Origin of the sequence: Roseateles agri (assembly GCF_034043675.1) — a bacterium.
Taxonomy (GTDB): Bacteria; Pseudomonadota; Gammaproteobacteria; order Burkholderiales; family Burkholderiaceae_C; genus KK5.
The window spans coordinates 377,481-402,695 of record NZ_JAXCLA010000001.1 but is presented as its reverse complement, the minus strand read 5'-3'; the positions used below and the strand labels follow the sequence as shown (position 1 = coordinate 402,695).

General features: G+C 68.4%; 25 protein-coding genes. 21 read left to right on the top strand and 4 right to left on the bottom strand.

Annotation, left to right across the window (positions count from 1 at the left end):
* The 10 genes from SNE35_RS01890 (at position 1) to SNE35_RS01845 (ending at position 14,005) form a co-directional block, all read left to right on the top strand.
* Positions 1 to 5,823: a hybrid sensor histidine kinase/response regulator gene (locus tag SNE35_RS01890; RefSeq protein ID WP_320421093.1), complete on the top strand. Its 5,823-nt coding sequence runs from the start codon at positions 1 to 3 to the stop codon at positions 5,821 to 5,823.
* Between the two features lie 91 nt (positions 5,824 to 5,914).
* Positions 5,915 to 7,690 (top strand): alpha/beta fold hydrolase, encoded by a 1,776-nt coding sequence (locus SNE35_RS01885; RefSeq protein ID WP_320421091.1) that lies wholly within the window; start codon positions 5,915 to 5,917, stop codon positions 7,688 to 7,690.
* On the top strand, positions 7,674 to 8,543 hold the full coding sequence (gene phaZ, locus SNE35_RS01880; RefSeq protein ID WP_320421089.1) for a poly(3-hydroxyalkanoate) depolymerase: 870 nt from the start codon (positions 7,674 to 7,676) through the stop codon (positions 8,541 to 8,543). The genes SNE35_RS01885 and phaZ overlap by 17 nt, the downstream gene beginning before the upstream one ends.
* An 86-nt stretch (positions 8,544 to 8,629) precedes the next feature.
* Positions 8,630 to 9,205, top strand: a complete 576-nt coding sequence (locus tag SNE35_RS01875) for a YqgE/AlgH family protein (RefSeq protein ID WP_320421088.1) — start codon at positions 8,630 to 8,632, stop codon at positions 9,203 to 9,205.
* Entirely contained in the window at positions 9,202 to 9,609 is a 408-nt protein-coding gene (gene ruvX, locus SNE35_RS01870; protein ID WP_320421086.1) for a Holliday junction resolvase RuvX, read from the top strand. The genes SNE35_RS01875 and ruvX overlap by 4 nt, the downstream gene beginning before the upstream one ends.
* The gene (gene pyrR / locus SNE35_RS01865) at positions 9,606 to 10,106 is read left to right on the top strand and encodes a bifunctional pyr operon transcriptional regulator/uracil phosphoribosyltransferase PyrR (RefSeq protein WP_320421085.1); all 501 of its coding nucleotides are present in this window, start codon (positions 9,606 to 9,608) and stop codon (positions 10,104 to 10,106) included. Before ruvX ends, pyrR begins: the two co-directional genes overlap by 4 nt.
* Before the next feature lie 3 nt (positions 10,107 to 10,109).
* The gene (locus SNE35_RS01860) at positions 10,110 to 11,072 is read left to right on the top strand and encodes an aspartate carbamoyltransferase catalytic subunit (RefSeq protein WP_320421083.1); all 963 of its coding nucleotides are present in this window, start codon (positions 10,110 to 10,112) and stop codon (positions 11,070 to 11,072) included.
* Entirely contained in the window at positions 11,069 to 12,376 is a 1,308-nt protein-coding gene (locus SNE35_RS01855) for a dihydroorotase (RefSeq protein ID WP_320421082.1), read from the top strand. The genes SNE35_RS01860 and SNE35_RS01855 overlap by 4 nt, the downstream gene beginning before the upstream one ends.
* Positions 12,376 to 13,125 carry a lysophospholipid acyltransferase family protein gene (locus SNE35_RS01850; protein ID WP_320421080.1) on the top strand — a complete coding sequence of 250 codons (750 nt, stop codon included), beginning with the start codon at positions 12,376 to 12,378 and terminating at the stop codon, positions 13,123 to 13,125. Before SNE35_RS01855 ends, SNE35_RS01850 begins: the two co-directional genes overlap by 1 nt.
* A 145-nt stretch (positions 13,126 to 13,270) precedes the next feature.
* Complete coding sequence (locus SNE35_RS01845; protein WP_320421078.1) at positions 13,271 to 14,005, top strand: PEP-CTERM sorting domain-containing protein; 735 nt, start codon at positions 13,271 to 13,273, stop codon at positions 14,003 to 14,005.
* A 10-nt stretch (positions 14,006 to 14,015) separates the two neighbouring features.
* On the opposite strand, the gene otnI is transcribed toward SNE35_RS01845, so the two are convergent.
* A complete protein-coding gene (gene otnI, locus SNE35_RS01840; RefSeq protein ID WP_320421076.1) occupies positions 14,016 to 14,798 on the bottom strand; it encodes a 2-oxo-tetronate isomerase in 783 nt (260 codons plus the stop codon).
* A gap of 4 nt (positions 14,799 to 14,802) precedes the next feature.
* Positions 14,803 to 15,546 (bottom strand): 2,3-diphosphoglycerate-dependent phosphoglycerate mutase, encoded by a 744-nt coding sequence (gene gpmA / locus SNE35_RS01835; protein ID WP_320421075.1) that lies wholly within the window; start codon positions 15,544 to 15,546, stop codon positions 14,803 to 14,805.
* Positions 15,547 to 15,644: 98 nt separating this feature from the next.
* On the opposite strand from gpmA, the gene SNE35_RS01830 reads away from it, so the two are divergent.
* The 4 genes from SNE35_RS01830 to SNE35_RS01815 all read left to right on the top strand — a co-directional run bounded on the left by SNE35_RS01830 (position 15,645) and on the right by SNE35_RS01815 (position 17,985).
* Positions 15,645 to 16,052 (top strand): rhodanese-like domain-containing protein, encoded by a 408-nt coding sequence (locus SNE35_RS01830; protein ID WP_320421074.1) that lies wholly within the window; start codon positions 15,645 to 15,647, stop codon positions 16,050 to 16,052.
* A gap of 12 nt (positions 16,053 to 16,064) precedes the next feature.
* The gene (grxC, locus tag SNE35_RS01825; protein ID WP_320421073.1) at positions 16,065 to 16,322 is read left to right on the top strand and encodes a glutaredoxin 3; all 258 of its coding nucleotides are present in this window, start codon (positions 16,065 to 16,067) and stop codon (positions 16,320 to 16,322) included.
* 129 nt (positions 16,323 to 16,451) lie between these two features.
* Positions 16,452 to 16,916, top strand: coding sequence for a protein-export chaperone SecB (gene secB, locus SNE35_RS01820; protein ID WP_320421072.1), 465 nt, complete (start codon positions 16,452 to 16,454; stop codon positions 16,914 to 16,916).
* Positions 16,917 to 16,989: 73 nt separating this feature from the next.
* Positions 16,990 to 17,985, top strand: coding sequence for an NAD(P)H-dependent glycerol-3-phosphate dehydrogenase (locus SNE35_RS01815; RefSeq protein WP_320421071.1), 996 nt, complete (start codon positions 16,990 to 16,992; stop codon positions 17,983 to 17,985).
* Here SNE35_RS01815 and SNE35_RS01810 read toward each other — a convergent pair.
* Both SNE35_RS01810 and SNE35_RS01805 read right to left on the bottom strand, forming a co-directional pair.
* The gene (locus tag SNE35_RS01810) at positions 17,967 to 18,437 is read right to left on the bottom strand and encodes a tRNA (cytidine(34)-2'-O)-methyltransferase (RefSeq protein ID WP_320421070.1); all 471 of its coding nucleotides are present in this window, start codon (positions 18,435 to 18,437) and stop codon (positions 17,967 to 17,969) included. The genes SNE35_RS01815 and SNE35_RS01810 overlap by 19 nt on opposite strands.
* 15 nt (positions 18,438 to 18,452) lie before the next feature.
* The gene (locus SNE35_RS01805) at positions 18,453 to 19,196 is read right to left on the bottom strand and encodes a ComF family protein (protein WP_320421069.1); all 744 of its coding nucleotides are present in this window, start codon (positions 19,194 to 19,196) and stop codon (positions 18,453 to 18,455) included.
* Between the two features lie 21 nt (positions 19,197 to 19,217).
* On the opposite strand from SNE35_RS01805, the gene SNE35_RS01800 reads away from it, so the two are divergent.
* The 7 genes from SNE35_RS01800 (at position 19,218) to SNE35_RS01770 (ending at position 25,177) form a co-directional block, all read left to right on the top strand.
* A complete protein-coding gene (locus SNE35_RS01800; RefSeq protein ID WP_320421068.1) occupies positions 19,218 to 20,138 on the top strand; it encodes a class I SAM-dependent methyltransferase in 921 nt (306 codons plus the stop codon).
* Between the two features lie 247 nt (positions 20,139 to 20,385).
* Positions 20,386 to 21,576, top strand: a complete 1,191-nt coding sequence (gene coxB / locus SNE35_RS01795) for a cytochrome c oxidase subunit II (protein WP_431312697.1) — start codon at positions 20,386 to 20,388, stop codon at positions 21,574 to 21,576.
* Between the two features lie 33 nt (positions 21,577 to 21,609).
* Positions 21,610 to 23,232: a cytochrome c oxidase subunit I gene (ctaD, locus tag SNE35_RS01790; protein ID WP_320421067.1), complete on the top strand. Its 1,623-nt coding sequence runs from the start codon at positions 21,610 to 21,612 to the stop codon at positions 23,230 to 23,232.
* 6 nt (positions 23,233 to 23,238) lie between these two features.
* Entirely contained in the window at positions 23,239 to 23,355 is a 117-nt protein-coding gene (locus tag SNE35_RS01785) for a cytochrome oxidase small assembly protein (protein ID WP_320421066.1), read from the top strand.
* Positions 23,356 to 23,365: 10 nt separating this feature from the next.
* Positions 23,366 to 23,980: a cytochrome c oxidase assembly protein gene (locus SNE35_RS01780; protein WP_320421065.1), complete on the top strand. Its 615-nt coding sequence runs from the start codon at positions 23,366 to 23,368 to the stop codon at positions 23,978 to 23,980.
* The gene (locus SNE35_RS01775; RefSeq protein WP_320421064.1) at positions 23,977 to 24,231 is read left to right on the top strand and encodes a DUF2970 domain-containing protein; all 255 of its coding nucleotides are present in this window, start codon (positions 23,977 to 23,979) and stop codon (positions 24,229 to 24,231) included. The genes SNE35_RS01780 and SNE35_RS01775 overlap by 4 nt, the downstream gene beginning before the upstream one ends.
* A 61-nt stretch (positions 24,232 to 24,292) precedes the next feature.
* Positions 24,293 to 25,177 (top strand): cytochrome c oxidase subunit 3, encoded by an 885-nt coding sequence (locus SNE35_RS01770; RefSeq protein WP_320421063.1) that lies wholly within the window; start codon positions 24,293 to 24,295, stop codon positions 25,175 to 25,177.
* The last annotated feature ends 38 nt before the right edge of the window (positions 25,178 to 25,215 follow it).

The following is a 25,215-nucleotide window of genomic DNA, read 5'->3' as shown; positions in this document are numbered from 1 at the left end:
ATGGATTCCTTGACGCGTGACTCGGAATTTCCGGACGACCTGAGCCCCCTGGCCTGGGTTCAGGAGGAAATGCAGCGCACGCTGGACACCGTGCACAAGACCCTGCGCCGGATGCTGCGCGAGACCGACACGCGCCTGTCCAATTTCGCTGGCGCGGACGGCCTCACGCCGCAACCCAGCCCGCCGCTGCTGGCGGCAGCGCAGCAACTGCACCAGGTGGCCGGCGTGCTGCAACTGGTGGGCCTGCCGGCCGGCGCGACGCTGTTGCGCGCGGCCGAGCGTGCGGTCGAGAACCTGGCCGAGCATCCGACCTCGGTGGACCTGCCGGCCGTCGAGACGATCGAGCGGGCCGACTTCGCGCTGATGTCCTACATCGCTCGCGCGCTCGCCGGCAACAAGACCTCCACCTTGGCGCTGTTCCCGGCCTACCGCGAGCTGCAGCAGTTCAATCACGCCGAGCGCATCCACCCGGCCGAGATGTGGCAGCAGGAGTGGCGCTGGCTGGAGCTGCCGGCCGACGCGAGCGCCCGGCCGCTGCCGGCCTCGTCCGCACGCGCCGCCTTCGAGGCCGCGCTGCTGAAGGCGATGCGCGAGCAGAACCCGCAGGCCCAGCCCGCGCACGCAGCCGCGCTGAGTGAGCTGTGCGCCGCGCTGGCCGCCGGCCTGCCGCCCGAGCAGCCGCATTCGCGCACGCTGTGGCAGCTGGCCGCCGCGGTGTTCCAGGCGCAGGCGCTGGACCTGCTGGTGCCCGACGCCTTCGTCAAGCGCCTCGGCTCGCGGCTGCTGTCGCAGCTGCGCGTGATCGCCCGTGGCGATGCCGGCATCGCCGAGCAACTCGCCTCCGACCTGCTGTTCTTCTGCGCGCAGGCGCGGCCGCTGTCGCCGGGCCAGTCCGCGCCGCGGCTGCAGACCGTGCTGGAGAGCTACGGCCTCGGCGAGGACGAGCGCGGCGACTACGAGGACGAGACCCTGGGCCGCATCGATCCGAACTGGGTCGAGCAGGCGCGCCGGCGCGTCACGCTGGCCAAGGAATCCTGGTCCAGCGCGGCCGAGGGCGACATGCATCGCGTCGCCGGGCTGGACGAGCAGTTCGCCCAGCTGGCCGAATCGCTGTCGCGGCTGTTCCCGCACGGCGCGGTGCTCGGCGAGGTGCTGCAGCGCGCCGTCGTCGCCACCCTGCGCTCCGGCCAGCCGCCGCATCCGGCGCTGGCGATGGAAGTCGCGACCAGCCTGCTGTACGTGGAAGCGGCGCTGGACGATGCCGCCTTCGACCGGCCCGAGCAGGGCGCGCGCGTCGACCGGCTGGCACGCCGGGTCGAGAACGTCGCCCACGGCGAAGCGCCCGAGGCGCTCGAAGCCTGGATGGAGGACCTGTACCGCCGCGTGTCCGATCGCCAGACCATGGGCAGCGTCGTTCACGAGCTGCGCGCCAGCCTGTCGGAGATCGAGCGCGAGGCGGACGAATACTTCCGCATGCCCTCGCGGCGCGAGCTGCTGATCCCGGTGCCGGGCCAGCTGCAGGCGATGCGCGGCGTGCTGACCGTGCTGGGCCTGGACCAGGCCGCGCTCGCCTGCCTGCGCATGCGCGACGAGGTCGACGAGCTCGCCAATACCGAGGTCGACCCCGAACTGCCCGGCCCGCGCGAGCTGTTCGAGCGGCTCGCCAACAATCTCGGCGCGCTGGGCTTCCTGATCGACATGCTGAGCGTCCAGCCGGCGCTGGCCAAACGCATGTTCCGCTTCGACGAGGCCAGCGGCCGACTCGATCCGGTGATGGGCCGGCGCCGCGGCGCGCGGCCGGTGCCGCCGGTCGAGGTCGTCGCGCCCGTGGCGGAAGAACTGCCGGCGCTGGGCTTCCCGCCGGATCTTCCCTCCTTGGACTTGCCGTCGCTGGACCTGCCCTCGCTGGATCTGGGCGAAACGCCGGCCCCTGCGCCTGCGCCCGTGCCGGAACCTGCGCCCGCACCGCCTCCACCGGTCTCGGTGGCTGCGCCGGCCCCGGTCATGGACGTCGACCCGGAGATGCTCGAGATCTTCCTCGAGGAAGCCGGCGAGGTGCTGGACACAGCGCGTGGTGCGGTCGCCGCGCTGCAGCGCGACAGCCACGACCGCGAGCAGATGACCACCTTGCGCCGCGCCTTCCACACGCTGAAGGGCAGCGCGCGGATGGTCGGCTTGAACGAGTTCGGCGAAGGTGGCTGGGCTTGCGAGCAATTGATGAACGCGCGCCTGGCCGATGCCGAGCCGCATGCCAACGCGCCGCTGCTGGGCTTCGTCGGCGAGGCGCTGGAGTACATGGCCGGCTGGCGCGAGCAGATCGCCGGCCGCCAGGGCGGCCAGTACCTGCCCGACCCGCTGCGCCGCGGTGCCGATGCGTTGCGGCTGGCGCCGCCGGTCGAGCCTGTGGTTGAGCCGCTAGTCGAGCCCATCGCTGAGCCCGTCATCGAGGCGCTGCCGGCGGACTGGGCCTCGGCCCCGCCGCCGGAGCCGGTGGCCGAGCCCGCGTTGGACCTGGTCTTCCCCGAGGCCCTGGCCGAACTGGAACCCGAGCCGGAACTCGAGCCCGAGCCGATCCCGGAACCTGTCATCGACGAGCCCTTCGAGCTCGACCTGAGCAGCGTGCCGATGCCGCTGATCGATGCGGCTGCAGAGCCCGCGCCCGCCACCGGCTTCGAACTGCCGGACTTCCACCTGAACCTGGAGATCGGCGAGCTGATCGAGCCTGTGGCTCCGATCCCTGAGCCCGAGCCTGAACTCCAGCCCGAGCCCGAGCCCGCCCCGCCGGCTCCGTTGCTCGAACTGGTACCGCCGCCCGCGGCGCCGGAACCCGAGCCGGAGGAAGAGGGCGAGGACGACGACGTCAAGGTGATCGGCCCGCTGCGCATCAGCATCGCGCTGTTCAACGTGTTCCTGAACGAGGCCGACGAGCTGTCGCGCCGCCTCGGCGTGTCGCTGGCCGAATGGGCGCTGGAGCTGTCCCGCCCCGTCCCGGCGGCCAGCGAATCGCTGGCCCATGCGCTCGCGGGCAATGCCGGCACCGTCGGCTACGAGGACCTGTCCTCGCTGGCCCGCGCGCTGGAGCATGCGCTGGCCCGCGCGCAGCGCACCAGCCGCTACACCGAGGCGGAAGCGCAGATGTTCGTCCGCGCCGCCGACGACATCCGCCACCTGCTGCACCAGTTCGCCGCCGGCTTCCTGAAGCCGCACGACGCCGAGCTGGTGGCGCGGCTCAACGACTACCTGCCGGTGCCGGAGCCGAGCACGCAGTCGCCGACGCTGGAGGAACTCACGGCTGTCGAGGCCTCGCCGGTCGAGGCGCCCGCGCCCGAACCCGAACTGCAGGCGGCGCCCGAACCCGAAGCTGAACCCGAACCGGAGCCGCAGCCGCAGCCCGAGCCGCACATCGAAGAGGCGCTTGCCCTCGAGATGCCCTCGGCCGATGCCGACGAGGTCGAGCCCGGCCTGCCGGACCAGATCGAGAGCGAGCTGTTCCCGATCTTCGAGGAAGAGGCGCACGACCTGCTGGAAGACCTGCACGGCGCGCTGCGCGAATGGGCCGAGCGGCCCGATGACCGCCGCCGCGCCGCCGCCTGCATGCGCGCGCTGCACACCTTCAAGGGCGGCGCGCGGCTGTGCGGCGCCATGCAGCTGGGCGAACAGGCCCACGACCTGGAATCCGCGATCGAGGCCGTGCTGGCGGCCGGCGCCGTGCAGCCCGCCGACCTGGCGAAGCTGCAGGACGCCGGCGACGCGCTGGAGACCAGCTTCGAGCGGCTGTGCCACGACCAGCGAGCCGGGCGAACCATGCCTATGGCGGTAGCTGACACCGAGGTAGCCGAAGCTTTCGATGGCACGCTGGACATCGACCTGGAGATGCCGCCCGAGCCGGTGATCGGCCCGCAGATCGACTGGGCTCGCCTGGCCGCCAACGAGGGCGAGGTGCACACGTCCGAAGCCGGAACCACTGGCCTGCAGGCGCTGGTGCGCGTGCGCGGCAGCCTGCTGGAACGCATGGCCGCGCAGGCCGGCGAGGTCAGCATCCGCCGCTCGCGCCTGGAGTCCGAGCTGGCGCAGATGAAGTCCGCGCTGCTGGACCTGGACGACAACCTCGACCGCCTGCGCGGCCAGCTGCGCGAGCTGGAGCTGCAGGCCGAGGCACAGATGGGCCGCCAGCAGGAAGCCGCGGCCGCGGCCTCGCAGGACTTCGATCCGCTGGAATTCGACCGCTACACCCGCTTCCAGGAACTGACCCGGATGCTGGCCGAGTCGGTCAACGACGTGGCCACCGTGCAGCGCAGCCTGCAGCGCAATGTGCAACTGGGCGAAGACGAGCTGGCCGCGCAGTCGCGGCTGACGCGCGAGCTGCAGGACGACCTGCTGCGCACGCGGATGGTCGAGTTCGACACGGCGATGGGCGAGCGGATGCACCGCGTCGTCCGCCAGGCCGCGCGCGACGCGGGCAGGCAGGTGCGGCTCGACATCGTCGGCGGCCAGACGGAACTGGACCGCTCGGTGCTGGAGCGCATGGCCGGCGCTTTCGAGCACCTGCTGCGCAACAGCGTCAGCCACGGCATCGAGCTGCCCGAGCTGCGCTCGATGATCGGCAAGGACGCCACCGGCACGATCCGCGTGCAGGTGCGCCAGGAGGGCAACGAAGTCCTGCTCGAATTCGGCGACGACGGCCAGGGCCTGGACCTGGACCGCATCCGCGAACGCGGCCTCGCGCAAGGGCTGATCAAGCCTGAGGATGCACCGGACGAGAAGGCGCTGATGGACCTGATCTTCGCGCCGGGCTTCTCGACGGCCGGCAAGGTCACCGAGCTGTCGGGCCGCGGCGTCGGCATGGACGTCGTGCGGGCCGAGGTCAGCACCCTGGGCGGTTCGATCGAGACGGCATCCACGCCCGGCAAGGGCTCGCGCTTCCTGCTGCGCCTGCCGCTGACGACGGCGCTGACGCAGATCGTCGTGCTGCGCTGCGGCGAGCAGACGGTGGCGGTGCCGGCGGGCCTGATGGACGCCGTGCTGCGCCTGCCCAGCGACCAGGTCGAGGCGGGCTACGCCGCCGGCCAGATCGAGCTGGACGGCAATGCCCAGCCCTTCTACTGGCTCGGCGGCCTGATGGGCCAGAGCGACCGCGGCCACGGCCACGGCAAGACGCAACCGGTCGTGCTGGTGCGCAGCGCGCAGCAGCGCCTGGCGCTGCATGTGGACGAGGTGATGGGCAACCAGGAAGTGGTGGTCAAGAACCTCGGCCCGCAACTGCACCGCGTGCCGGGCCTGGCGGGCATCAGCCTGCTGGCCTCGGGCGATGTGGCGCTGATCTACAACCCGGTGGCCCTGGCCAACTGGTACGGGGTGGCGGCGCAGGAGCGCGTGCGGCAGACGCAGCAGCCGCAGGCCGATGTGCCGCAGGTGGTGGCGGCTCCGGCGCTGGCGCCGCTGATCTTCGTCGTCGACGACTCGCTGACCGTGCGCCGCGTGACCCAGCGCCTGCTGGAGCGCGAGGGCTATCGCGTGCAGCTCGCCAAGGACGGCATGGACGCGATGGAGAAGCTGGCCGGCGAGGAACTGCCCGCGCTGGTGCTGTCCGACATCGAGATGCCGCGGATGGACGGGTTCGACCTGGTGCGCAATATGCGCAACGACGCGCGCCTGTCGCACCTGCCGGTGATCATGATCACCTCGCGGATCGCGCAGAAGCACCGCGACTACGCGGGCCAGCTGGGCGTCGACCACTACCTCGGCAAGCCCTATGACGAAGAGCACCTGCTGGGCCTGATCCAGCGCTACACGAGCCCGGAGCATCTGGCGGCCGTCCAGTAGAGGCGCCCTTCAGCCTGATGAAGGGTTTCCAGGGTGGATCACCGCCCGGGTGCGTGCGAAGCTTGTCCGATAACGATCCGGAGACAAGCTGATGCCGAAGTCACCGCGCGCCGAGCAGCCCCGCGTGTCGCCGCCCCGCAAGCGGGCGGCGCGCAAGAAGCCCGCCGAGCCGGCTCCGGAGGCGCCGTCCAGCCCGCTGGAGGACGCGGCGGCGCGCAACACGCTGGCCGTCAATCCGCTGATCGGCCTGAACCCGCGCGACTTCGGCGAAGGCGCGCAGGCGATCTTCAGCACCTTCATCACCCAGCCGGCCAATGCGGCCAGGCACCTGGGCGCCTACGCCAAGGCGCTGGGCCAGGTGCTGCGCGGCAAGAAGGACGGCGAGGCCGCCCCCGATACGAAGGATCGTCGCTTCGCCGACCCGGCCTGGCAGCACAGCCCCGTCCATCGGCGCCTGCAGCAGGCGCACGCGACCACCGGCGCTGCGCTCAACGACTACCTCGACAGCGTCAAGCTGAAGCCGCGCGACCGGGCGCGGGCCAAGCTCGTCGCGTCCATCTACATCGATGCGATCGCGCCGAGCAACACGCTGATGAACCCGACCGCGCTGAAGCGCGCGATCGACAGCGGCGGCCTCTCGCTGCTGAAGGGGGCGAAGAACCTCGTCCACGACCTGCGCCACAACGGCGGCCTGCCGTCCTCGGTCGACAAGAGCAAGTTCGCCTTCGGCCAGAACATCTGCCTGTCGCCCGGCGCGGTGATTTTCCGCAACGAGGTGCTGGAGCTGATCCAGTACGCGCCGTCCACGCCTGAGGTGCTGCAGCGGCCGCTGGTTGTCTGCCCGCCGCAGGTCAACAAGTTCTACGCGCTGGACCTGTCGCCGGAGAAGAGCTTCGTCAAGTTCGCGGTGGACGCGGGCGTGCAGGTCTTCGCCGTCAGCTGGCGCAACCCGACCAAGGCCCAGCGCGGCTGGGACATGTCCACCTACGTGGAGGCGCTGGACGAGGCCGTGGACGTGGCCCGCAAGATCAGCGGCAGCCCGGACGTCAGCCTATGGGGCGCCTGCTCGGGCGGCATGACCGTGGCGGCCTATCTCGGCTGGCTGGCCGCCACGGGGCAGGGCGGCAAGGTCGTCAACGTGATCTCGCCGGTCTGCGTGCTGGACCCGACCAAGACGGCCGACACGACGATGGGCCTGCTGGTCACGCCGGAGAGTCTCAAGGCTCTGCGCGCCACGGTGAAGAAACGCGGCTACGTGGATGGCAACGAGATGGCGCGAGTGTTCGCCTGGCTGCGGCCCAACGACCTGATCTGGAACTACTGGGTCAACAACTACCTGATGGGCAACGACCCGCCGGCCTTCGACATCCTGTTCTGGAATGCCGACACGACGCGGCTGCCCGCCGCCTTCCACAGTGACCTGCTGGCGATCTTCGAGCACAGTCCCTTCGTCAACGCCGGCAAGATGGTCGTGATGGACGAGCCGATCGACATGCAGCAGGTCAAGGTCGACGCCTACATCGTCGCCGGCATCACCGACCACATCACGCCCTGGAAGGCCTGCTACGACACGGCGCGGATCTACGGCCCCGGCAGCGAGTTCGTGCTCGCCAATGCCGGGCATCTGCAGAGCCTCTTGAACCCGCCGGGCGCACCCAAGGCCTACTTCTTCGCCGGCAAGGCGACGGCCGCGGACGGCGATGCCTGGGCCGCTGGCGCCGGTCGGGAAGAGGGCAGTTGGTGGCCGCACTGGTTCCGCTGGATCTCCGCCCGCTCCGGCGAGCGCGTGGTGGCGCCGAAGAAGCCGGGCAATCGCAAATACCGACCGATGGAAGCCGCTCCCGGCACCTATGTCCTTGAAGCTTGATGCCCTGAAAGACGCCACCCTCGACGCCGCCACCGGCGTCCACATCGGTGAGATGACGATCGGCGAGCAGCGGCTGCGCGTGGGCGTGCGGCCCGCCGCCAGGCACTCCGGCGCCGTCGGCCGGCCGCCGATGCTGCTGTTCAACGGCATCGGCGCCAATCTCGAACTGGCGGCGCCGCTGATGGCCAAGCTGCCCGGCGTGGCGACGATCATCTTCGACGTGCCCGGCGCCGGTAAATCGCCGGCCCCCAGGCGGCCCTACCGGCTGTCCTTCCTGACCGACCTGGCCTGCGAGGTGCTGGAGCGCCTGGGCGTGACGGGGCCGGTCGACGTGATGGGCGTGTCCTGGGGCGGCGGCCTCGCGCAGGAATTCGCGATCAAGCATGCGGACCGCGTGCGCCGGCTGATCCTCGCCGCCACCTCGATGGGTGGCATGGCGATGGTGCCCGGCAAGCCCAGCGTGCTGATGAAGATGGCGAGCCCCAAGCGCTACACCGAGAAGGGCTATATGAAGCGCATCGCGCCGGAGCTCTACGGCGGCGACCTGCGCGACAACCCCGAGGCGATCAAGCTGTTCACCGATCACGCCAAGGGTGGCGACAAGCGCGGCTACCAGTACCAGCTGCTGGCCATGCTCGGCTGGAGCAGCCTGCCCTGGCTGTGGCGGATGCGCATGCCGGTGCTCGTGCTGGCCGGCAACGACGACCCGCTGATCCCGTTGATCAACGCCCGGCTGCATGCGCTGCTGCTGCCCAACGCCACGCTGCACGTGTTCGACGACGGCCACCTGTTCCTGCTGACCCGGGCGGCCGAGACGGCCGAGGTGATCGGTGACTTTTTACGCGCGGCCTGAGGCGCCGCCTGAACCAGCGCTTAAACCGCCCTCGGGCGAGCGGCCTGACGGTCCGGCGGCCATCCGTTCCGCCTTAAAATGGTTACATGCCCGACCGGATCGACCTTACCAACCAGTTCCTGATCGCCATGCCCGGCATGGCCGATGAAGCGTTCGCCGGCAGCGTCGTCTACATGTGCGAGCACAACGACAAGGGCGCGCTGGGCCTGGTGATCAACAAGCCGATCTCGCTGACCCTGGGCAATCTGTTCGAAAAGGTCGAGCTGAGCCTGCCGCACGACGAGCTCGCCGCCGAGCCGGTGTACTACGGCGGCCCGGTGCAGACGGAGCGCGGCTTCGTGCTCCACGAACCGCTGGACGCCGAGGGCGGCCACTACAACGCCACGCTGGCCGTGCCCGGCGGCCTGGAGATGACGACCAGCCGCGACGTGCTGGAAGCGCTCTCCAACGGCGCCGGCCCGAGGCGCGTGCTGGTGACCCTGGGCTACAGCGGCTGGGCCGCCGGCCAGCTCGAGGAAGAGATCGGCCGCAACGGCTGGCTGACCGTCAGCGCGGCGCCGGAGATCATCTTCGAGACGCCGATCGAGCAGCGCTACGAGCGCGCACTGGGTTTGCTGGGCATCGATCCGCGCATGCTCAGCAGCGACGCCGGTCACGCATGACGGCTGTGGAAGCTCCAGCCGCTCGTTCGCAAAACTCCTTTCTGGCTTTCGATTTCGGCACCAAGCGCATCGGCGTGGCCACCGGCAGCCGCTTCAGCGGGCAGGCCGAGCCGCTGCGCAGCATCGCCGGGAACGCCCCCTTCGACGCCATCGCCGCGCTGATCAAGGAATGGCAACCCGACGCGCTGGTCATCGGCGTGCCTTTCCATCCCGACGGTGCCGAGCACGAGACCACGCAGCGCGCGCGCCGCTTCGGCCGCCAGCTGCACGGCCGCTTCCGCCTGCCGGTGCATGAGGTGGATGAGCGCTACACCTCCGTCGAAGCTGAAAGCCATGGCGCGCGCGACGTGGACGCCGCCGCCGCCGCGCTGATCCTCGAACAATTTCTCAGGGAAGACCGATGAGCACTCTCCATCTCGATGCCGAAGCCCTGTATGCCGAGCTGCTGAAAGGCGTGCGCCGCCTGCTGCAGCCCGACACCGCGCTGGTCGGCATCTGGTCCGGCGGCGCCTGGCTGGCCGAGCGTCTGCAGAAGGATCTGCAACTGGCCGGCAGCCACGGCGTGATCTCCAGCTCGCTGCACCGCGACGACTTCGGCTCGCGCGGCATGAGCGCGAGCCCCGACCACACGAAGCTGCCCTTCGACGTCAACGGCCGCCCGATCCTGCTGATCGACGACGTGCTCTTCACCGGCCGCACCACCCGCGCCGTGATCAACGAGCTGTTCGACTTCGGCCGGCCCGCCGGCGTCACGCTGGCCGTGCTGGTGGACCGCGGCGGGCGCGAGCTGCCGATCGAGCCGGCCTTCTCGGCCGCGAGGGTGAGCCTCGCCGAATCGCAGAACCTGCAGCTGGCCAAGGACGAGGCCGGCCGCTTCAGCTTCGACATCCAAGCCAGGTAAGACATGCTGAGCAAACGAAACCCCCAACTGAACAAGCACGGCGAGCTGGTCCACCTGCTGTCGATCGAAGGCCTGCCCCGGCCGCTGATCCACCAGATCCTGGACACGGCCGGGACCTTCCTCTCGGTCAACGATCGCGAGGTCAAGAAGGTGCCGCTCTTGCGCGGCAAGTCGGTGTTCAACCTGTTCTTCGAGAACAGCACGCGCACCCGCACGACCTTCGAGATCGCCGCCAAGCGCCTCTCCGCCGACGTGATCAACCTCGACATCGCGCGCAGCTCGACCGCCAAGGGCGAGACCCTGCTCGACACGGTGGCCAACCTCAGCGCGATGCACGCGGACATGTTCGTCGTGCGCCACAGCGAGTCCGGCGTGCCCTACCTGATCGCGCAGCACTGCGCGCCGCACGTCCACGTCGTCAACGCCGGCGACGGCCGCCATGCGCACCCGACGCAGGGCCTGCTGGACATGTACACGATCCGCCACTTCAAGAAGGACTTCACGAAGCTGACGGTGGCGATCGTCGGCGACATCGTGCACAGCCGCGTGGCCCGCTCGGACATCCACGCGCTGAACATCCTCGGCGTGCCGGAGATCCGCGCGGTGGGTCCTAAGACCTTGGTGCCGGGCGACCTGCGCGAGATGGGCGTGCGGGTCTGCCACGACATGGCCGAAGGCATCCGCGACGCCGACGTGATCATCATGCTGCGCCTGCAGAACGAGCGCATGAGCGGCGCGATGCTGCCCTCCGCCGGCGAGTTCTTCAAGCACTTCGGCCTGACGCCGGAGAAGCTGGCGCTGGCCAAGCCCGATGCGATCGTGATGCATCCGGGCCCGATCAACCGCGGCGTGGAAATCGCCTCCGACGTGGCCGACGGCAAGCAGAGCGTGATCCTGCCGCAGGTCACCTTCGGCATCGCCGTGCGCATGGCCGTCATGAGCATCCTGGCCGGGAACGAAGCATGAAGATCCTCATCAAGAACGGTCGCCTGATCGACCCCGCCTCCGGCCTGGACCAGGTCGGCGACCTGGCCATCGCCGCTGGCCGCATCGTCGCCATCGGCGATGCCGGCAACTTCGAGCCGGAGCGCACGATCGACGCCACCGGTCTGGTCGTCGCCCCCGGTCTCGTGGACTTGGCCGCGCGGTTGCGCGAGCCCGGCCACGAGCACGAGGGCATGCTGGAAACCGAGCTGGAGGCCGCGGCCGCTGGCGGCGTCACCAGCCTCGTCTGCCCGCCGGACACCGACCCCACGCTGGACGAGCCGGGCCTGGTCGAGATGCTGAAGCTGCGCGCGCGCAAGCTCAGCCGTTGCCGCCTGTTCCCGCTCGGCGCGCTGACGAAGAACCTCGAGGGCGAGGCGCTCACCGAGATGGCCGAGCTGACCGAGGCCGGCTGCGTCGGCTTCTCGCAGGCCGAGGTGCCGGTGCAGGACACGCTGGTGCTGGTGCGCGCGCTGCAGTACGCCGCGACCTACGACTACACGGTCTGGCTGCGGCCGCAGGATGCCTGGCTCGGCAAGGGCGTGGCGGCCAGCGGCGCGGTGGCGACGCGACTGGGCCTCTCCGGCGTGCCGGTGATGGCCGAGACTGTGGCGCTGCACACGCTCTTCGAGCTGATGCGGGCCACCGGCGCGCGCGTCCACCTGTGCCGGATCTCGAGCGCCGCCGGCGTCGAGATGGTCCGCGCGGCGAAGAAGGAAGGCCTGAAGGTGTCGGCCGATGTGTCGATCAACTCGCTGCACCTGACCGACGTGGACATCGGCTACTTCAACCCCGCGATGCGCGTGACGCCGCCGCTGCGCCAGGGCCGCGACCGCGACGCGCTGCGCGCCGGCCTGGCCGACGGCACGATCGACGCGCTGGTCAGCGACCACATGCCGGTCGGCGCCGACGAGAAGAACGTGCCCTTCGCCGAGGCCACGCCGGGCGCCACCGGCCTGGAGCTGCTGCTGAGCCTGGCGCTGCGCTGGGCGGCCGACGAGAAGCTGCCGCTGTCGCGCGGCCTGGCGGCCATCACCTCGGAGCCGGTGCGGGTGCTCGGTGCCGCGCTCGGTTCGCTGGGCAACAGTGCCGGCCGCCTGGTGGCCGGCGGCGTGGCGGACGTCTGCGTGTTCGACGCCGATGCGAGCTGGTCGGTTAGACCTGAGCTGCTGCGCAGTCAGGGCAAGCACACGCCGTTCGCGTTCGAGATCAGCGGCTTCGAGCTGCCGGCCCGCGTGCGCTATACGCTGGTGGCGGGGCAACTGGCCTACACGGCCGACGAGTGATGCCCAGAGGCCTGGTCGCCGCCGGCCGTCTGGCGCGGCTGCTGCTGCATGTGCTGCGCGGCCTGGCCATCGTCCACCTGCGCTTCGGCGCGCTGGATGCGGCGGGCCGCCAGCGCCACATCCAGCAGTGGTCCGCCGGGCTGCTGCGCGTGCTGGGCATCGGCATGACGGTGCACGGCACGGCGCAGCCGGGCGCGAAACTGATCGTCGCCAACCACGCCTCGTGGCTGGACATCTCGGCCGTCCACGCACTGATGCCCGAGGCGCGCTTCGTCTCCAAGGCAGCGATCCGCGACTGGCCGGTGCTCGGCAAGCTGGTCGACGGCGCCGGCACGATCTATCTGGAACGCGGCAGCAAGCGCGATGCGCTGAGAGTCGTCCACCAGACCGCCGATGCGCTGAAGGCGGGCGACACGGTGGCCTTCTTCCCCGAGGGCACGGTCGGCCCCGGCACGCCGCTGCTGCCCTTCCACGGCAACCTGCTGCAGGCCGCGATCGCCGCGCAGCAGCCGGTGCAGCCGCTGGTGCTGCGCTGGCACGAGCCGGGGCAATGGTTCAGCACCTCGACCGAGTTTGTCGGCGAGACGACCTTGCTGCAGAGCGTCGGGCGCATCCTGACGGCGAAGGGCTTGGCGATCGAGCTGACCTTGCTGCCCTTGGTGCCGGTGACGGCGCAGTCCGACCGGCGTGCGTTGGCTGAGACGATGCGTGAGCAGATCGCGACCGTGCTGACGCCGGTTGCGGGGTAAGCTCGGAGTCGGCTTTTCTTACGTTCGGCGAGCTCGATGCTCGCCGCGAAACTTGCAACTGCTTGTCCGGCAAAGGATTTCTGGGGTCGGGCCCATCATTTGCTAACGTTTGATATCTTTTCGAAACGTTGTACGAGGATTCCCGATGCAAGCAAGTCGACTGCTTTCCCTGTTCCTGGCTGCTGCTCCGATCGCCGCGATGGCCGGCCCGGTCGGTCTCGACGGCGTCATCGGCAGCGACTGGGCGGGCGTGACCCCCGCCCACGTGCTGTACGACGCCACCGCGCCGAATACGAACTTCGGGGCGCCGACCAACCTCAGCGACAACGTCGCCTACGACATCTACATGCGAGCCGATTCGCAGTACCTGTACGCCGCCGTGAAGACGACGGGCCCGGCCGTCAACGACTCACTGGTGTTTGCGAACCTGTACTTCCGTCTGTACTACGGCGGCAGCGGCAGCTACTCGTCGATCGGCTTCGAGACGACCAATGACAAGGCCTTCTATCCGAACACCGGCGCTTCGGTGTACGACACTGCGGCCAACTTGATCCAGACGGCGGTGTTCACCGGCACGTCGGCCGATCCCGATGTGATCGAGGTGGCGATCGACCTGTCCGTCTTCACGCAGAACGCGCTGGGCGTGGCCGGCTTCACCGGCGTGCCCGCCGGCCAGACGCCCGACGGCATCGTGATGACGCTGTCCCAGAGCTTCGGCTACAGCGTGGCCGGCGGCACGGCGAACTATGGCGCCAACGCTTTGGGCGCCGTCCCCTTGCCGCAGGCGGCGACGGTGCCGGAGCCGGCCTCGCTGGCGCTGGTCGGCCTCGCGATGGCGGGCATGGGCGTGGCATCGCGCCGCCGCAACGCGCGTCGCTGAGACAGTCTCCTCAGCGCCAGGCGTCCAACCAGCCCAGGCCGGCCGATGTGCCGGCCCGCGGCCGGTACTCGCAGCCGACGTGGCCGGCGTAGCCCAGCTCGTCGAGCAGGCTCAGCAGGTAGTCGACGCGCAGCTCGCCCTCGTCGGGCTCATGGCGATCCGGCACGCCGGCGAGCTGGATGTGCTCCAGCACGCCGTCGGCGATGACGCGGCGCAGCTTCATCGCCAGGTCGCCTTCGGAGATCTGGTAGTGGTACCAGTCCATCTGCAGGCCCAGGTTGCTTGCGCCCACCGCGTGGATCAGCGCCAGCGCCTGCTGGTGCCGGTGCAGGAAGTAGCCGGGCATGTCGCGATGGTTTAGCGGCTCGATGCACAGGCGCAGGCCCGCGGCGGCGGCCTGCTCGCAGGCCCAGCGCAGGTTCGTCAGCCACAGCGGCGCGAGGTCGGCGCGCTCGGCACCAGGCGGCAGCACGCCTGACATCACGTGGATGCGCGGCGAACCCAGGGCCGTGGCGTAGCGGATGGCGGTGTCCACGCTGGCGCGGAACTCGTCCTCGCGCCCGGGCAGGCAGGCGAGGCCGCGCTCGGCAGCATCCCAGTCGCCCGGCGGCGCGTTCAGAAGCACCAGCTTCTGGCCATGGGCCCGCAGCCGTTCCGCGATCGCCTCGGGCGGGTGTTCGTAGGGAAACAGGAACTCGACGGCATCGAAGCCATCGGCCGCCGCGGCCGCGAACCTGTCGAGAAACTCATGCTCGTTGTAGAGCAAGCTCAGGTTCGCGGCAAAGCGGGGCATCGGGTCAGGCCTTGCCTTGGTTCGCCACCGCTGCCGCGGCCTTGGCGGCGGCTTCGGCGTCGCCGAGGTAGTAGCTCTTGATCGGCTTCAGGTCGGCGTCCAGTTCGTAGACCAGCGGGATGCCGTTCGGGATGTTGACGCCGACGATGTCGTCGTCACCGATGTTGTCCAGGTACTTGACCAGCGCGCGGATGCTGTTGCCGTGGGCGGCGATGACGATGCGCTTGCCATGCTTGATGGCCGGCGCGATCGAGTCGTTCCAGAACGGCAGCACGCGGGCCACGGTGTCCTTCAGGCACTCGGTCAGCGGGATGTCGGCCGGGTTCAGCTTGGCGTAGCGCGGGTCGCTGCGTTCGCTGCGCGGGTCGCCCGGCTCCAGCGCCGGCGGCGGGGTGTCGTAGCTGCGGCGCCAGACCAGCACCTGCTCGTCGCCGAACTTCTTGGCCATGTCGACCTTGCTCAGGCCCTGCAGCGCGCCGTAGTGGCGCTCGTTCAGGCGCCAGTGGTGGACGACCGGCAGCCAGGTGCGGTCCATCTGGTCGAGACAGTGCCACAGGGTCCAGACGGCGCGCTTGAGCACCGAGGTGTAGGCGACGTCGAAGTCCAGACCGCTTTCCTTCAGCAGGCGGCCAGCCTGCTTGGCCTGCTCGACTCCGGTCGGGGTCAGGTCCACATCGGTCCAGCCGGTGAAGCGGTTTTCGAGGTTCCAGGTCGATTCGCCGTGGCGAATGAGCACGAGCTTGTACATGGGTAATCGGGGTGCGGGAGCCGCCCGGGGATGGGCTGCGAGCGATTCTATCGGGCGGCCTTTCTATAATCTTCGGCTTTCACCTACGGAAGCTGCACTTGAATTTCCTGATCGAAAACTGGATTCCGCTCGTGGCGGCGCTGATCTCCGGCGGCATGCTGCTGTGGCCGGCACTGACGCAGGGCGCGCGCGGCTCGCAGGTGGACACGACCGAGGCGGTGCGCCTGATGAACCGCGAGAAGGCCGTGCTGATCGACGTGCGCGAGGCCGAGGAATACGCCACGGGCCATGTCGCCGGCTCGCGCAACATCCCGCTAGCAGCTCTGGACGGCCACAAGTCGCTGCCCTCGAACAAAACCCTGCCCGTCGTGCTGGTGTGCCAGAGCGGCGCACGCGCCGGCCGCGCTGCTGGCATCCTTCGCAAGCTGGGTTACGAAAACATCCAGTCCCTGGCCGGCGGGTTGAAAGCCTGGCGCGAGGCGAATTTGCCTGTCACGAAGAGCTGAGATCCATTTCAAATGCAAGCCGTCAAGATGTACACGACGCTGGTCTGCCCCTACTGCGTCCGGGCCAAGAGCCTGTTGAAGCAGCGTGGCGTTGAACAGATCCACGAGGTCCGCGTAGATCAGAATCCCGCGGAGCGCGACACGATGATCGCGCTGACCGGCCGCCGCACCGTGCCGCAGATCTTCATCGGCGATACCCATGTGGGCGGCTGCGACGAACTGATCGCGCTGGACCAGCGTGGCGGCTTGCAGCCCCTTCTTGCGGGCTGAACCACCCAATTCAAGGGCGGGCAAGTCCCCACGAAGCTGTCATAAGCGCTGCGCCATAATCGCCGCCAAGCCGCCCGTCAGCGAGCATCGCTGGCGGGCGTTTCATTTTGGACACCCGAGATTTCCGCCATGGCTGACGAAAACAACACCCCCGTATTCCAGATCCAGCGCATGTACCTGAAGGATCTGTCGCTGGAGCAGCCGAACGCTCCGCAGATCCTGCTGGAACAGACCCAGCCGAAGGTCGACATCAACCTGGCACTGGGCGCCGAGCCGGTGGCTGACGGCATGTTCGAAGTCACGGTCACTGCCACCGTCACGACCACCGTCGGCGACAAGACGCTGTTTTTGATCGAGGCCAAGCAAGCTGGCATCTTCGAGATCCGCAACGTGCCGGCCGAGCAGACCGAGGGCATCCTGTCGATCGTCTGCCCGCAGATGATCTACCCGTACCTGCGCGCCATCGTGTCGGACGTCTGCACCCGCGCCGGCTTCCCGCCGGTGATCCTGACGGAAGTGAACTTCCAGGCCATGTTCGAGGCGCGCCAGGCGCAGCTCGAAGCCCAGTCCGGCGGCAGCACGGCGGTCAACTAAGCGAGTCTTCGCTCACAATGCGCCTCGCTGCACACTTGCAGCGAGGCGTTTTTGTTTTCGCCACGGACAGACGATGAAGATCAGCATATTGGGCGCCGGGGCCTGGGGCACGGCGTTGGCGGTGCAGGCCGCGGCAAGGCATGAGGTGGTGCTGTGGGCGCGCGATGCGGCCGCCGTGCAGGAGATGGCGGCCACGCGCCGCAACGCGCGCTACCTGCCCGATGCGGCCTTGCCGCCGAACCTGGCGGTGAGCGCCGACCTGGATGCGACCATCGCGCATGGTCGTGAGGGCCTGATCGTCGTCGCCACGCCGATGGCAGCCTTGCGCACGACGCTGGCGCGGCTGCCAGACGGGGCTTCGGTGCTGTGGCTGTGCAAGGGCTTCGAGGCAGGCACCGGCCTGCTGGGCCACGAGATCGCACGCGAGGTGCAGCCGCGGCTGCGCGCCGGCATTCTGTCTGGCCCGAGCTTCGCGCAGGAAGTGGCGGCCGGCCAGCCGACGGCGCTGGTCGCGGCCAGCGAGGACGAGGCGCTGACGCAGGCGGCCGTTGCGGCCTTCCACAGCGAGCGGCTGCGCGTCTATACCTCACTGGATCCGATCGGCGTCGAGGTCGGCGGCGCGGTCAAGAACGTGATGGCGATTGCCGTCGGCGCGTCCGACGGCCTGCGCGCCGGCCTCAACGCCCGCGCCGCGCTGATCACCCGCGGCCTGGCGGAGATGCTGCGTCTGGGCCTGTCGCTGGGGGCGCGCACCGAGACCTTCATGGGCCTTTCGGGCATGGGCGACCTAGTGCTTACCGCGACCGGGGATCTCTCACGCAATCGCCGCGTCGGCCTGCTGCTGGCCGAAGGCAAGCCGCTGCCGCAGATCCTGGCCGAACTGGGCCATGTGGCCGAGGGCGTCTACAGCGCGCCGACGGTGCTGGCGCGGGCGAGGGCGCGCGGTGTCGAGATGCCGATCACCGAGGCCGTCGTCGCGGTGCTGGACGGGCGCTTGTCCGCGGCCAATGCGGTCGACCTGCTGATGGGCCGCGAGGCCAAGGCGGAGAGTCAGGCCCCGCCGGCGTAGTCGTTCTGGCGCCAGGCCTCGAACACCGCGATGGCCACGCTGTTGCTGAGGTTGAGGCTGCGCTGGCCCGGCCGCATCGGCAGGCGCACGCGCTGCTCCGGCGGGAAGCTCTCGCGCAATGCGGGCGCGAGGCCGGCTGTCTCGGAGCCGAACACGAAGAAGTCGCCAGGCCGATAGGCGGGCTCGGCGAACGGGCGGCTGCCCTTGGTCGTGAACGCGAACATCCGTGCGGGGTCGGGGCTTGCGTCGACCAGGAAGGCGGCCCAGTCCGCATGGCGCTTGACGGCTGCGTACTCGTGATAGTCCAGGCCGGCGCGCTGCAGCAGCTTGTCTTCCATCGAGAAGCCCAGGGGCTCGATCAGGTGAAGCGTGCAGCCGGTGTTGGCGGCGAGGCGGATGACGTTGCCGGTGTTCGGCGGGATTTCTGGCTGAACCAGAACGATGTGGAACATGCGGTCTATCAGTAGCTATTCGGGCGTCCGTGCCACCACCCAGGCCTGCACGTTGACGGCGCCGGCCTGGCGCAGCACGCGGGCGATCTCGAACAAGGTGGCGCCGCTGGTCATCACGTCGTCCAGCAGGGCGACGTGGCAGCCGCGCACTTCGCGCAGCCGCGCCGGATCGACGGCGAAGGCGCCCTTGACGTTCTTCGCCCGCTCTTTCAGCGGCAATTGGGACTGCTGCGAAGTATCGCGCACGCGCAGCAGCAGCTCACCGTCGCAGCGCAGCTTGCGCCGCCGCGCCAGCGCCCGCACCAGCTCCCAGCTCTGGTTGTAGCCGCGCTCGCGCTGGCGCTGCACGGCCATCGGCACCGGCAGCAGCCAGTCGGGCGCCTCGGCCTCGGCGATCGACAGCGACTGGTTCAGCCGCTCCAGCAGCGTCTCGCGCAGGTCGATCGCCTGGTGGAACTTGTAGTGCTGCAGCAGGCCGTCCCAGGGGAAGGCGTAGTCCAGCGCGGCGATCGTGCGGTCCAGCGGCGGTGGGCTGCGCAGGCAGGCGCCGCACTTGGGTTCGCGGTGGCCGATGCGCTCCATCGGCAGCCGTGCGCCACAGGTCCAGCAGCGCGGCGCCGGTCGGGCATAGCGCATCAGGCAATCGGCACAGACGCGCTGGTTCGACCAGTTGCGGCAGACCGAGCACTGGCCCGGGCAACGCATCAAGACCCGCTCGACCAGGGCGGGTTTGGCGGTGCTCAGGGCGCGGCCAGACATGGCTCAATATACTGCCGCCCCATGTCGGAAAGCATCATTGCTGCAGATGAGCGCAGCCCACGGCCGCAGCGCCTGGATCGAGTGGCTTTGCTGCGCCATGCCCGTCGCCTGGCGGCGGCGCCCGCGGGGCCGTGGCTGCATGCCGAGGTGGCGCAGCGCATGGCCGAGCGGCTGGCCATCATCAAGCTGCAGCCGCAGCGCTGGCTGCAGTGGTCGGCCTTCCTCGGCGCGGGCGGCGAGGCGCTGGCCCAGGTCTACAAGGGCGCCGAGCAACTGTGGGTAGAGCCGACGCCGGAGCTGCTGGAACGCAGCGCGACGGCCGCGAAGCGCGGCTGGCTACAGCGTTTGAAGGGTGCACCGAAGGTCGACGTCAGTGCGCCGGACGGCGTGGCGCCGGGCCAGGCCCAGTTGGTGTGGGCAAACATGACCTTGCATGCCCACGCCGATCTGCCGGGCCTGCTCGCGCAGTGGCAGGCCGCGTTGGCGGTGAACGGCTTCGTGATGTTTTCCTGCCTCGGTCCTGACAGCTTCGTCGAGCTGCGCCCGCTGTTCGCCGCGCGCGGCTGGGGCCGCATCGCTCCCGATTGGTGGGATATGCACGACATCGGCGACCTGGTCGTCGGCGCCGGCTTCGCCGATCCGGTGATGGACCAGGAGCGGATCATGCTGACCTGGGGCGAGCCGGAGGCCTTGCTGAAAGACCTGCGCGCGCTCGGCGGCAATGTCGCGCCGGACCGCTTCCCGGGCTTGCGCGGGCGCGGCTGGCGGCGCGAACTGCTGGCCGCACTGGAGGGCCTGCGCGGCGCGGACGGGCGCCTGCGCCTGTCGCTGGAAGTGGTGTACGGCCACGCGTTCAAGGCCGCGCCCAAGCTCAAGGTGCAGCCCGAGACTCACGTTTCCCTGGACCAAATGCGCGAAATGGTCCGTCAGGCAAGTCAGTGAACACCCGAGGTGCAAAGTCGGCGACCGGAGTCCGGTGCGTCGCTGCCCTGGGCTAAACTCCGTGGTCGATCGAAAAACGGCGGCCTCACGCGGGGCCTTCGTTACCCTGCATAAGTTGTTCTCATGCGAGGGTCGATCCCGACGAAGAATCGGGGCGCGATCGATGGAATTCGAAGAACGGTGCGGCAGTGAATCCAGGTTCCTGCCGCATTGTTCGTGGCTTGAATTTGAAACAGAAGTGACGACCATGACGATGATGAACGCACGAGTGCATCGGGCCGGGCGCAAATGGGGACAACTGGCCGGGGCACTGGGCGCCATGCTGGCGGCCCAATCGGCGCTGGCAGTCAACGACCTGAAGGGCGGCCCGGGAGTCGACCAGCTGAATCTGCAGGAGCCGGTCACCCGGATCGCGCACGATCAGATGTGGCTGCACAACTTCATGCTCATCATCTGCCTGGTGATCTTCCTCGCCGTGTTCGGCGTGATGTTCTATTCGATCTTCAAGCATCGCAAGAGCAAGGGTGCGGTGTCGGCGACCTTCCATGAAAGCGTGGCCGTCGAGATCGCCTGGACCGTCGTTCCCTTCGTCATCGTGATCCTGATGGCGCTGCCGGCGACCAAGGTCGTCGTCGCGATGAAGGACACGACCAACGCCGACCTCACCATCAAGACCACCGGCTACCAGTGGAAGTGGGGCTACGACTACCTGAAGGGCGAGGGCGAGGGCATCGGCTTCCTGTCCACGCTGGACGTCGGGCAGCGCGAGTCCTCCAATAGCGGCAAGCCCGAGCCGGTCGACAACTACCTGCTGAAGGTGGACAACCCGCTGGTCGTGCCGGTGGACAAGAAGGTCCGCATCATCACGACCGCCAACGACGTCATCCACTCCTGGGGCGTGCCGGCCTTCGGCGTCAAGCAGGATGCGGTGCCGGGCTTCGTGCGCGACACCTGGTTCAAGGCCGAGAAGGTCGGTGACTACTACGGCCAGTGCGTGGAGCTCTGCGGCAAGGAACACGCCTACATGCCGATCCACGTGAAGGTGCTGTCCGCTGCGGACTACAGCGCCTGGGTGGCTGGCAAGATGAAGGAAATCGCGGCCAAGGCCGATGATCCGAGCAAGGTCTGGGAGTTGTCGCCGCTGATGGCGCGCGGCGAGAAGGTCTACGCCGCCAACTGCGCGGTGTGCCACCAGCCCAACGGCAAGGGCGCTGGCCCGGTGAAGCCGCTTGACGCCTCGCCGGTCGTGCTGTCCGACAAGCACCTCGACCAGATCGACGTCGTGCTGCACGGCCGCATGGACAAGGGCATGCCCTCGTGGAAGGCGCTCAGCGACACCGACCTCGCCGCCGTGATCACCTACACGAAGAACAGCTGGTCCAACAAGACGGGCCAACTGGTGCAGCCGGCCGAAGTGCTGGCCGAGCGCAGCAAGTAACCCGTCAGTGACGAAACACGCTAAGGAATCGACATGAGTGCAGTGCTGGGTCACGACGACGTCCACGACCACCATCACGACGATCACCACGCGCCGACAGGCTGGCGCCGTTGGGTCTTCGCCACCAATCACAAGGACATCGGGACGCTGTACCTGCTGTTCTCGTTCACGATGCTGATGATCGGCGGTGTGCTGGCGCTGTGCATCCGCGCCGAGTTGTTCCATCCGGGTCTGCAGTTCTTCAATCCCGAACTGTTCAACCAGTTCACCACGATGCACGGCCTGATCATGGTGTTCGGCGCGATCATGCCGGCCTTCGTCGGCTTCGCGAACTGGATGATCCCGCTGCAGATCGGTGCGTCCGACATGGCCTTCGCGCGGATGAACAACTTCAGCTTCTGGCTGATGATCCCCGCCGCGATCATGCTGGTCAGCTCCTTCTTCATGCCCGGCGGCGCCCCCGCCGCGGGCTGGACGCTGTACGCGCCGCTGACCCTGCAGATGGGCCCGTCGATGGACGGCGGCATCTTCGCGATGCACATCCTCGGCGCCTCGTCGATCATGGGCTCGATCAACATCATCGTCACCATCCTGAACATGCGCGCTCCGGGCATGACCTTGATGAAGATGCCGATGTTCGCCTGGACCTGGCTGATCACCGCCTACCTGCTGATCGCTGTGATGCCGGTGCTCGCCGGCGCCATCACGATGACGCTGACCGACCGCCACTTCGGCACCAGCTTCTTCAACCCCGCCGGCGGCGGTGACCCGGTGATGTACCAGCACATCTTCTGGTTCTTCGGCCACCCCGAGGTCTACATCATGATCTTGCCGGCCTTCGGCATCATCAGCGCCATCGTGCCGGCCTTCGCTCGCAAGCGCCTGTTCGGCTATGCCTCGATGGTCTACGCCACGGCCTCGATCGCGATCCTGTCCTTCATCGTCTGGGCGCACCACATGTTCGCCACCGGCATGCCGGTGACGGGCCAGCTGTTCTTCATGTACGCGACGATGCTGATCGCGGTGCCGACCGGCGTGAAGATCTTCAACTGGCTGGCCACGATGTGGCGCGGCTCGATGACCTTCGAGACGCCGATGCTGTTCGCCGTCGGCTTCATCTTCGTGTTCACGATGGGCGGCTTCACCGGCCTGATCCTCGCGATGGCACCGGTGGACATCCAGCTGCAGGACACCTACTACGTCGTCGCCCACTTCCACTACGTGCTGGTGGCCGGCTCGCTGTTCTCGATGTTCGCCGGCGTCTACTACTGGGGCCCGAAGTGGACCGGCACGATGTATTCGGAGACCCGCGGCAAGATCCACTTCTGGGGTTCGCTGATCTTCTTCAACGTGACCTTCTTCCCGATGCACTTCCTGGGTCTGGCCGGCATGCCGCGTCGCTATGCCGACTACCCGATGCAGTTCACCAACTTCAACGAGATCGCCTCGGTCGGCGCCTTCGGTTTCGGCCTGATGCAGGTGTACTTCTTCCTGTTCGTCGTCGTGCCGATGATGCGCGGCAAGGGTGAGAAGGCTCCGCAGAAGCCCTGGGAAGCCGCCGAAGGCCTGGAGTGGGAAATCCCGTCGCCGGCACCGTTCCATACCTTCGAAACTCCGCCGAAGCTGGATCGCACCGCGACCCGCATCATCGGCTGATACACGATGCGCCCGACACCCGAGCAACGCCGAAAGAACCTGCGCCTGGCGCTGATCCTGGCGTCGGTGGCAGTGATCTTCGGCGTCGGTTTCGTCGCCAAGATCGCGGCGTTCGGTTTCTGAGGCCCGCTGCATGAGCACCGCCCGCCTCAGTCTCTCCCGCGCGCTGCGCCGCGACAACCTGACGATGACCGCCAAGCTGCTGGTCGTCGTGGTGCTGATGGGCGGCTTCGGCTATGCGATGGTGCCGCTGTACAAGTCGGTGTGCAGCGCTCTGGGCATCAATGTGCTGTCGCTGTCCGAACTGCAGAACGCGAGCGAGTCCTCGCCGGTGAAGAACACGCAGGTGGACACGAGCCGCAACGTCGACATCGAGTTCGATGCCAACAGCCGCGGCCCCTGGGAGTTCCATCCAGCCGTGCGGCACCTGACGGTGCATCCGGGCCAGCTCACCACGGTGATGTACGAGTTCAAGAACGTGCAGAACCGCGTGATGTCCGCGCAGGCCATTCCGAGCTATGCCCCGTCGCAGGCGCAGGCGCACTTCACCAAGCTGGAGTGCTTCTGCTTCAACGAATACACGCTGCAACCGGGCGAATCCAAGCAGTGGCCGGTCGTGTTCTTCGTCGACCCGAAGCTGCCCAAGGACGTGAAGACGATCACCCTGTCGTACACCTTCTTCGAGGTGGCTGGCAAGGGCGATCAGAAGCAGGCCGGTGCCGTGGTGCTGGCACCGAAGAAGCTATGAGCGGCGACGACATCAAGGCCGGCGACGACCTGAAGGAAGCCGTGGCGCGACCGGGTTCGTTCCTGCAGACGGCGCGTGCGGTGGCCTGGTCCTTCTTCGGCGTGCGCCGCGGCGCGGACTACGAGAAGGACGTGGCGCGGCTCAATCCGGTCCACGTGATCATCGCCGGGGTGATCGGCGCGGCGCTGTTCGTGCTGCTGCTGGTCCTGCTGGTCCAGTGGGTGATCGGCAGCGGCGTGGCTGGAAGCTGAATGTTGCTGTTCAACAAGACAACTGACTAAACAAGCAAGCAAGTTCGAGGAGTAGACAACGATGTCGTCATCGACCCACACGGGCCACGCCCCTTACTACTTCGTCCCGGCGCCCTCGCGGCATCCGGTGATGGCCGCGATCGGCCTGTTCTTCGTGATCCTCGGCGCCAGCCAGTGGGTGAACGGTGCAGGCTGGGGCGCGTACTCGTTGCTGTTCGGCCTGCTGTGGTGGCTGTTCGTGCTGAAGCAGTGGTTCGGCGACGCGATCTCCGAGAGCGAAGGCGGCCAGTACAGCCAGCGCATCGATGTCTCCTACCGCTGGAGCATGGGTTGGTTCATCTTCTCGGAGGTGATGTTCTTCGGCGCCTTCTTCGGTGCGCTGTACTGGGCCCGGGTGCACTCGGTGCCCAACCTCGGCAGCCTCGAGAACCAGCTGCTGTGGCCTGACTTCAAGGCCCTGTGGCCCAGCATGGCGCCCGGCATCACGGCCTCGCCGGCCGGTGTCACCGAGCCCTTCTCGACGGTCGGCCCCTGGCCGCTGCCGACGCTGAACACCGCGCTGCTGCTGACCTCCGGCGTGACGCTGACGATCGCCCACCACGCGCTGCTGGACAACAACCGCAGCAAGACGATCGGCTTCATGTGGATCACCGTGCTGCTGGGCATCGCCTTCCTGATCTGCCAGGGCGTCGAGTACCACCATGCCTACACCGAGCTGAACCTGAAGCTCAGCTCCGGCATCTTCGGCTCCACCTTCTTCATGCTGACCGGCTTCCACGGCTTCCACGTGTTCGTCGGCATGCTGATGCTGCTGGTGATGACCTTCCGCCTGATGAAGGGCCACTTCACGCCGGATCACCACTTCGGTTTCGAAGGTGCCGCCTGGTACTGGCACTTCGTGGACGTGGTCTGGCTGGGCCTCTACATCGTCGTCTACTGGATGTAAGTCACTGCACCGTGACTTCGCAGGGCGCCCTCGCGGCG